Raw genomic sequence first — 9,010 nt, forward strand, 5'->3', positions numbered from 1 at the left:
GGGCGGGTCTTTTTTTTGTGGGGGGGGGGGGGGGGGGGGGTCGCGGGACGGTGGGGGCCTGGGTTGGCGCCATGGAGCCACCAGGGACGGGTTTACGGCGTGTCCCGCGAACCCACCCCACCCGGCCCAGCGCATGAAGCCGGTCGACTAACAGTCGACCCCACCAAAACACCGCCACGAGGGGCTGCGCCGTTGGCCGGATCCCCCCGCGACAAACCCGCGCACGTGCGCAATCCCCGCGAACGGCGGACAATGGAGATCTAAGGCGGCCCGCCACGCCGCCCCTCCCGCTTTCCGCTGCAAGGAATCCCCCATGGCCGCCCGCAAGTCCACCGCCCCCCTCATCGAAGTCACCGCCCGCCCCGGCAAGCCGCTGGGCATGGCCCCGGCCACCTTCCTGCGCGACTTCTGGCAGAAGTGCCCGCTGCTGATCCGCAACGCCTTCCCTGATTTCCAGACCCCGGTGCAGCCGGAAGACCTGGCCGGGCTGGCCTGCGAGGAGGGCGTGCTGGCGCGCCTGATCCAGCACGACAAGGCCCAGGACGGCTGGCGCGTGCGCAGCGGCCCGTTCCAGGAAGACGTGTTCCCCGCCCTGCCCGACCGCGACTGGACCCTGCTGGTGCAGGACGTCGACAAGTGGGACCCGGACGTGCGCGCGCTGATCGAGCACTTCAACTTCCTGCCGCGCTGGCGCATGGATGACGTGATGATCAGCTTCGCCGCCACCGGTGGCTCGGTAGGCGCCCACGTCGACCAGTACGACGTGTTCCTGCTGCAGGCCCACGGCCACCGCCGCTGGCAGATCGACGCCAGCGAATCGATCAAGGGCAAGCGCCCGCCGCTGGCCTTCCGCCCGGACGTGGAACTGAAGCTGCTGCAGGTCTTCAAGCCCACCCACGACTGGGTGCTGGCACCGGGCGACATGCTGTATCTGCCGCCGAACGTGCCGCACCACGGCGTGGCCGAGGATCCCTGCCTGACCTTCTCCTTCGGCATGCGCGCGCCGGCCTCGGCCGAGCTGATCAGCGATTACCTGGACACGCTCATCGCCGATGCCGACGAGAACATCCGCTACCAGGACCCCGACCTGAAGGTGCCGGCCGATCCGAACGAAATCGATACGGTGGCGATGGCGCGGGTGATCACCGCGCTCAACGCCATCCGCATGAACGACCCGGACAAGCTGGGTGACTGGTTCGGCCGCTTCATCACCACCTACCGCGCGGCGGGCGAAGTGATGGCCCACCAGGCCGCTCCGGCCCCGGAAGAAGTGGTCCACGCCCTGGCATCGGGCCTGCTGCTGCAGCGCCACCCGTGGGCACGCCTGGCCTGGCGCCGGGCCAAGCGCGGCGCCAGCCTGTATGTCAGCGGCCAGGATTTCGCCCTGCCGGTGAAGGACGCGCAGCGCCTGGCCGGTGCCGAGCAGCTCGACGCGGCGGCCTACCGTGGCCTGTCCGACAAGGGCCGCGCGGTGCTGCAGCAGCTGCTGGTCGGCGGCGTGTTCCAGCTGATCGATCCGAACGAGGTGTTTGACGCCGAGGATGAGGATGAAGGCGGGGACGCCGCGGTGCTGGGCGAAGTGGTCGAGGGCCACGATCAGGTAGCCGAACTCGACGACGAGGTGGTCTCCGACGACGTGCACACCGTGACCGTCCACGACGACGGTATCGAGGTCATCGTCAACTTCGAAGACCACGACGAAGAAGACAGCGACGCCGGTCGCGCCTGAGCCATGGCCACGATCCGGGTCCAGCAGGTCAGCCACGCCGACGCCCACGTCGCCATCCATGACGTGCGGCAGCAGGTGTTCGTGCAGGAACAGGGCATCGCCGCCGAACTGGAGCGTGATGCGCTGGACCCGGTCTGTGCCCACGTGCTGGCGTTTGACGCCGACGGCCAGCCGGTCGGCACCGGCCGCCTGGCCCCCGATGGCCGCATCGGCCGCATGGCGGTGCTGGCCAGCCTGCGCAACCAGGGCGTCGGCGAGGCCCTGCTGGAGGCGCTGGTGCAGGCCGGCCGCCAGCTCGGCCTGGCCGAGGTGCACCTGCACGCGCAGCTGCCGGCGCGTGATTTCTACGCCCGCCAGGGCTTCCTGCCCGAAGGCGAGGTGTTCGAGGAGGCCGGCATCGGCCACCTGCAGATGCGCCGCCGGCTGGGCGTGGCCAGTGCCATCGACAGCCGCGCCGAGGCGGTGGCCATCACCACGGCCATCCTCCACCGCGCCCGCCGCCAGCTGTGGCTGCACAGCCGCCAGCTCGACCCCGGCCTGCTGGATGCGCCGCCGGTTCAGGCGGCCCTGCGCCGCTTCGTCACCGCCCGTCACGACAAGCAGCTGCGGGTGATCGTGCACGATGCGGCCGCGATTGCGGCTGCCGGCGCACCGCTGCTGGCCCTGGCCCAGCGCCTGCCCAGCGTGATCCAGTTCCGCGAGGTCAGCGATCCGATCGATCGCGCGCTGGCCTCGGCCTGCCTGGTCAATGACGCGGGTGACTTCTACTTTCGTCTTATCGGCCATCGCCTGGACGGCGAAGCCGGAATCGCACTGCCGGCACGTTCGCAGCCGTTCGAGCAGCAATTGCAGCGCGTCTGGGACCGTTCGCGCGATTGCAGCGAACTGCGCGCGCTCGGCATCTGAGCGCGCTGTCCCGGACAAACCTGTCTGGGAGCGACACCGGGGGACGCGCATTGCCGCTGGCGGTGCCCCTTCGTGTCCGGATGGGGGTACAATTTGGCCGTTTGAACGCGCCCGTGCAGGGCTATTCATTTTCCTGCAGGGTCCTTCTGAAGCCATACCCCACAAAGCGAATCAGCACCCTCCATCGTGGACAATCAACTGAAGCAGTTTGCGCAATCTTCGCAACTCGCCGGCGGCAACGCCTCCTATGTCGAGGACCTGTACGAGCAGTACCTGGTCTCCCCGGATAGTGTCGATCCCAAATGGAAAACCTACTTCGACGGCTTCAAGGGCCGCGAAGCAGGCGACATTCCGCACTCGGCCGTCATCTCCCACATCGCGGACGCGGCCAAGGATGCGCTGAAAGCCGGCACCGGTACGGGTGCAGGCGACGAGCGTGAGCGCAATGTCGGTCGTCTGATCACTGCCTACCGTTCGCGCGGCCACCTCGATGCGCGCCTGGACCCGCTGGGCCTGACCACGCCGGTCAACACGCCGGACCTGGGCCTGCCGTTCCACAGCCTGTCCGACGGCGATCTCAACAGCGAGTTCAGCACCGGCGGCGTCGGCGGCCAGCCGCGCATGAAGCTGCGTGACCTGCTGGCACGCCTGAAGGCAACCTACACCGGCTCGATCGGTGCAGAGTTCATGCACATCGCCGAAGTCGAGCAGCGCCAGTGGATCTACAAGAAGCTGGAACTGGCCGGTGGCAACTACCAGCTGGACGCTGACACCCAGCGCCGCACGCTGGAGCGCCTGACCGCCGCCGAAGGCCTCGAGCGTTACCTGCACACCAAGTACGTCGGCCAGAAGCGCTTCTCGCTGGAAGGCGGCGACTCGCTGATCCCGATGATGGACACCATCATCCGCAGCGCCGGCAAGGATGGCGTCAAGGACGTGGTCATCGGCATGGCCCACCGTGGCCGCCTGAACGTGCTGGTCAACACCCTCGGCAAGAACCCGCGCAAGCTGTTCGACGAGTTCGAAGGCAAGTTCGAGCACGACGAGCACGCCTCGGCCGGTGACGTGAAGTACCACATGGGCTTCTCGGCCGACGTGGCCACCGACGGTGGCCCGGTGCACCTGGCGCTGGCGTTCAACCCGTCGCACCTGGAAATCGCCGACCCAGTCGTTGCCGGTTCCGTGCGTTCGCGCCAGGAGCGCCGCAAGGACACCGCCCGCAAGCAGGTCATGCCGATCCTCATCCACGGCGACGCGGCCTTCTCCGGCCAGGGCGTGGTCATGGAGCTGTTCCAGATGTCGCAGGCCCGCGGCTTCGCCGTCGGCGGCACCGTGCACATCGTGGTCAACAACCAGGTCGGCTTCACCACCTCCAACCCGCTGGATACGCGTTCCACGCGCTATGCCACCGACGTGGCGAAGATGATCGCCGCCCCGGTGCTGCACGTGAACGGTGATGATCCGGAAGCGGTCGTGTTCGCCGCGCAGCTGGCCTTCGAATTCCGCCAGAAGTTCGCCAAGGACGTGGTCATCGACCTGATGTGCTACCGCCGTTGGGGCCACAACGAGGCCGACGAACCGGCGATCACCCAGCCGCTGATGTACCAGGTGATCCGCAAGCACCCGACCACCCGCGAGCTGTACGCCGAGCAGCTGGAAAAGGCAGGCGTGATCGCCGCCGGCGCCGGCAAGGCGATGGTCGATGCGTACCGCGACAAGCTGGACGGTGGCGAAGTGACCACCGAACTGGCCAAGGTCGAGAAGACCCCGCCGACCAGCCCGCTGTTCGTCGATTGGCCGAAGCTGCTGGAAGGCAAGCTGTCCGATGAGATCTCCACCAAGGTGGACAAGGACAAGCTGGTCGAGCTGGCCAAGCTGATCAATACCGTGCCGGAAGAAGTGCAGCTGCACTCGCGCGTGTCGAAGGTCTACGACGACCGCCGCAAGATGGCCGCCGGCGAGATCCCGGGCGACTGGGGCTTTGCCGAGAACCTGGCCTACGCCACCCTGCTGGACGAGGGCAATGCCCTGCGCCTGGTCGGCCAGGACGTTGGCCGCGGCACCTTCACCCACCGCCACGCGATCCTGCACGACCAGAAGACCGACAACTACTACCTGCCGCTGCGGCAGCTGGTGGATTCGCCGGAGAAGGCCACCATCATCGATTCGCTGCTGAGCGAAGAAGCCGTGATGGCCTATGAGTACGGTTTCTCGACCACCGATCCCAACACCCTGTGCATCTGGGAAGGCCAGTTCGGCGACTTCGCCAACGGCGCCCAGGTGGTGATCGACCAGTTCATCGCTGCCGGCGAAGCCAAGTGGGGCCGCATCTCGGGCCTGACCCTGCTGCTGCCGCACGGCTATGAAGGCCAGGGTCCGGAACACAGCTCGGCGCGCCTGGAGCGCTTCCTGCAGCTGTGCGCGCTGGAAAACATGCTGGTCGTGGTTCCGTCCACCCCGGCACAGGCCTTCCACATGCTGCGCCGCCAGCAGCACCTGACCACCCGCAAGCCGCTGGTGGTGATGTCGCCCAAGTCGCTGCTGCGCCACAAGCTGGCCGTGTCGACCCTGGACGAGCTGGCAAACGGCGAGTTCCAGCACCTGATCGGCGACGCCAATGCCGATGCCAGGAAGGTCAAGCGCGTGGTGCTGTGCTCGGGCAAGGTCTACTACGACCTGCTGGAAGACCAGACCAAGCGTGGCCAGGACGACGTGGCGATCATCCGCGTGGAACAGCTGTACCCGTTCCCGCGTGCGCTGCTGGCCGCCGAACTGAAGAAGTACGGCAAGGCCACCGACGTGGTGTGGACGCAGGAAGAACCGCAGAACCAGGGTGCGTGGTACCAGATCCGCCACCACCTGCAGTTCTGCCTGGCCGATGGCCAGAACCTGCACTACGCCGGTCGCGCACGTTCGGCTTCGCCGGCTGCCGGTCACATGGCTGACCACGTCCGCGAACAGCAGCAGCTGGTCGCCGATGCACTGGTCAACCCGTTCAACGACACGTTCGCTGAATAATTCCTCCCCTATTTAGAAGACAAACCAGGAAGCTCCCGCAATGGCCACCGAAGTCAAAGCCCCGGTACTGCCCGAATCCGTCGCCGACGGCACCATCGCCACCTGGCACAAGAAGGTGGGCGACGCCGTCAAGCGCGACGAAAACCTGCTTGACCTGGAAACCGACAAGGTCGTCCTGGAAGTGCCGTCGCCGGTCGACGGCGTGATCAAGGAGATCAAGTTCAAGGAAGGCGACACCGTGACCTCCAGCCAGGTCGTGGCGATCATCGAAGAAGGCGCCGTGGCTGCTGCCCCGGCTCCGGCCGCTGAAGCCGCTCCGGCTGCCGCCGCTGCGCCGGCCGCTGCTGCGCCGGCCGCCGCCGCCGCTCCGGCCCCGGCTGCGAAGTCGGCCGCCGACGCGCTGCCGCCGGGCGCCCGCTTCACCGCCATCACCGAAGGCGTGAACCCGTCCGACGTCGACGGCACCGGCCGCCGCGGTGCGGTCACCAAGGAAGACATCGTCAACTTCGCCCGCAACGGCGGCGCCGGCAAGGCCGGTGGCGCACGTCCGGAAGAACGCGTGCCGATGACCCGCATCCGCAAGCGCATCGCCGAGCGCCTGATGGAGTCGAAGAACTCCACCGCCATGCTGACCACCTTCAACGAAGTCGACCTGTCCAAGGTGTCGGCGGCGCGCAAGGAACTGCAGGACGAGTTCGTCAAGGCACACGGCATCAAGCTGGGCTTCATGAGCTTCTTCGTGAAGGCCGCTGCCAACGCCCTGCAGCGCTTCCCGCTGGTCAACGCCTCGATCGACGGCGACGACATCATCTACCACGGCTACTCGGACATCTCGATCGCCGTGTCCACCGAGAAGGGCCTGGTCACGCCGGTCCTGCGCAACGTCGAGCGCATGTCGTTCGCCGATATCGAAAAGACCATCGCCGACTACGCCAAGAAGGCGCGTGACGGCAAGCTGGGCCTGGACGAACTGCAGGGCGGCACCTTTACCGTGACCAACGGCGGCACCTTCGGTTCGCTGCTGTCGACCCCGATCATCAACCCGCCGCAGAGCGCCATCCTAGGCATGCACGCCATCAAGGAGCGTCCGATCGCCCAGAACGGCCAGGTCGTGATCGCGCCGATGATGTATCTGGCCCTGTCCTACGACCATCGCATCATCGATGGCAAGGATTCGGTGCAGTTCCTGGTGGACATCAAGAACCAGCTGGAAAACCCGGGCCGCATGCTGTTCGGCCTGTAAGAGACCTCCCGCCCCTCCGCGCCTGCGCGGAGGGGTTCTGGTATAGCAACAAGGACTATTTCAATGGCTGAACAATTCGACGTCGTCGTCATCGGTGCCGGCCCGGCCGGTTACCACGCTGCCATCCGCGCGGCACAGCTGGGCCTGAAGACCGCCTGCATCGACGCAGCGCTGGGCAAGGACGGCAAGCCGGCCCTGGGCGGCACCTGCCTGCGCGTGGGCTGCATCCCGTCCAAGGCGCTGCTGGATTCCTCGCGCCAGTTCTGGAACATGGGCCACATCTTTGGCGACCACGGCATCAGCTTCAAGGATGCCAAGATCGACGTCGAAGCGATGGTTGGCCGCAAGGACAAGATCGTCAAGCAGTTCACCGGCGGCATCGCCATGCTGTTCAAGGCCAACAAGGTCGCCACCTACTACGGTTTCGGTGAACTGCAGCCGGGCAACGTGGTCAAGGTGAAGCAGCACGACGGTTCGGAGGTCGAGCTGAAGGGCACCAACGTCATCATCGCCGCCGGTTCGGATTCGATCGAACTGCCGTTCGCCAAGTTCGACGGCGACACCATCGTCGACAACGTCGGCGGCCTGGACTTCACCGAAGTGCCGAACCGCCTGGCCGTGATCGGCGCCGGCGTCATCGGCCTGGAACTGGGCAGCGTGTGGAAGCGCCTCGGCGCTGAAGTCACCATCCTGGAAGCACTGCCGGAGTTCCTGGCCGTGGCCGATGCCGAAGTGGCCAAGACCGCTGCCAAGGAATTCAAGAAGCAGGGCCTGGACATCCGCCTCGGCGCCAAGGTCTCCAAGACCGAGATCACCGGCAAGGGCAAGAAGAAGGAAGTCGTTGTCACCTACACCGACAGCGAAGGCGAGAAGACTCTGACCGTGGACAAGCTGCTGGTGGCCGTCGGCCGTCGCGCCGCCACCAAGGGCCTGCTGGCCGAAGGCACCGGCGTCAAGGTCAACGAGCGTGGCCAGATCGAAGTCGACGCGCACTGCCACACCGGCGTCGACGGCGTGTGGGCGGTCGGCGACTGCGTGCGCGGCCCGATGCTGGCGCACAAGGGCTTTGAGGAAGGCATCGCGGTTGCCGAACTGATCGCCGGCCTGCCGGGCCACGTCAACTTCGATACCATTCCGTGGGTCATCTACACCGAGCCGGAACTGGCCTGGGTCGGCAAGACCGAAGCGCAGCTGAAGGCCGAGGGCATTCCGTACAAGGCCGGCAGCTTCCCGTTCGCCGCCAACGGCCGTGCCGTGGCGATGATCGAACCGGCAGGCTTCGTGAAGATCCTGGCCCACGCCGAGACCGATCGCATCCTCGGCATGCACCTGGTCGGCGCCAATGTCTCCGAGCTGGTGCACGAAGGTGTGCTGACCATGGAGTTCAGTGGCTCGGCCGATGACCTGGCCCGCATCTGCCACGCCCACCCGTCGCTGTCGGAAGTGGTCCACGACGCGGCGATGGCGGTCAGCAAGCGCGCCATCCACAAGGCGAACTGATCTGCATCATGGCAGGTGCCGACCGTTGGCCGGCACTCGCCTGCAGACGAAAAACCCCGCTTCGGCGGGGTTTTTTGTTGCCTGCATCAGCGCCACGTGCGCTCGACTCTCCTCGCCCGCACGTCGCGCACCCCAGGGTGATGTTGATGGCAACCCTGGTTCCGCTGCTGGCCTGCGCAGCCGAACCACTGGAAGGCGATTACCGCAGGGCCTCGGTGCAGCCGGTCGAAGTGAGCCCGCGCGGCGCAAACCAGATCCGGATCCGCTACAGCACCCCGGGCGAAACCCTGTTCCACTCCCCCGGCGTCGATTACCACTCCGCCGATTGCACACTGCAGGTCGCCATCCGCCGCTGCGGCATCAAGGACAGCGGCTGTACTGTGACGGCCAAGGCCACCTCGCCCAAGGACGATCCGTGACGGCCGGTGGTCGTGCTGCCCTGCCGCGGCGAGAAAATCATGATGATGTACAGCGATGGCCAGCAGCAGGTCGTGCCGGCACCGCTGTAGAGGCGCCGCCCCAATACGGGGGGGAGGGATATAAAACAACCCAACCAAGCTGGCGGGAAACAGACGGGCGCAGGCCGAGGCGGCGATACACCCCCCGCGGGGCGG

At 66.7% G+C, this 9,010-nt stretch carries 6 protein-coding genes; all 6 read left to right on the forward strand.

Going from position 1 to position 9,010, the window contains the following annotated elements; all coding sequences use genetic code 11:
- The first annotated feature begins 313 nt into the window (after window positions 1–313).
- On the forward strand, window positions 314–1,729 hold the full coding sequence (locus AC1VXD_RS19215) for a ribosomal protein uL16 3-hydroxylase (RefSeq protein WP_482993392.1): 1,416 nt from the start codon (window positions 314–316) through the stop codon (window positions 1,727–1,729).
- A 3-nt stretch (window positions 1,730–1,732) separates the two neighbouring features.
- Complete coding sequence (locus AC1VXD_RS19220) at window positions 1,733–2,635, forward strand: GNAT family N-acetyltransferase (protein ID WP_482993393.1); 903 nt, start codon at window positions 1,733–1,735, stop codon at window positions 2,633–2,635.
- A 186-nt stretch (window positions 2,636–2,821) separates the two neighbouring features.
- Window positions 2,822–5,653, forward strand: a complete 2,832-nt coding sequence (locus AC1VXD_RS19225; RefSeq protein ID WP_482993394.1) for a 2-oxoglutarate dehydrogenase E1 component — start codon at window positions 2,822–2,824, stop codon at window positions 5,651–5,653.
- A gap of 40 nt (window positions 5,654–5,693) precedes the next feature.
- Complete coding sequence (sucB, locus tag AC1VXD_RS19230; RefSeq protein WP_313144895.1) at window positions 5,694–6,896, forward strand: dihydrolipoyllysine-residue succinyltransferase; 1,203 nt, start codon at window positions 5,694–5,696, stop codon at window positions 6,894–6,896.
- 63 nt (window positions 6,897–6,959) lie between these two features.
- Window positions 6,960–8,396 (forward strand): dihydrolipoyl dehydrogenase, encoded by a 1,437-nt coding sequence (gene lpdA / locus AC1VXD_RS19235; RefSeq protein ID WP_482993395.1) that lies wholly within the window; start codon window positions 6,960–6,962, stop codon window positions 8,394–8,396.
- Between the two features lie 146 nt (window positions 8,397–8,542).
- Complete coding sequence (locus tag AC1VXD_RS19240) at window positions 8,543–8,815, forward strand: hypothetical protein (protein ID WP_482993396.1); 273 nt, start codon at window positions 8,543–8,545, stop codon at window positions 8,813–8,815.
- Window positions 8,816–9,010 lie beyond the last annotated feature (195 nt).

It is taken from the genome of Stenotrophomonas sp. STEN054 (assembly GCF_056854535.1).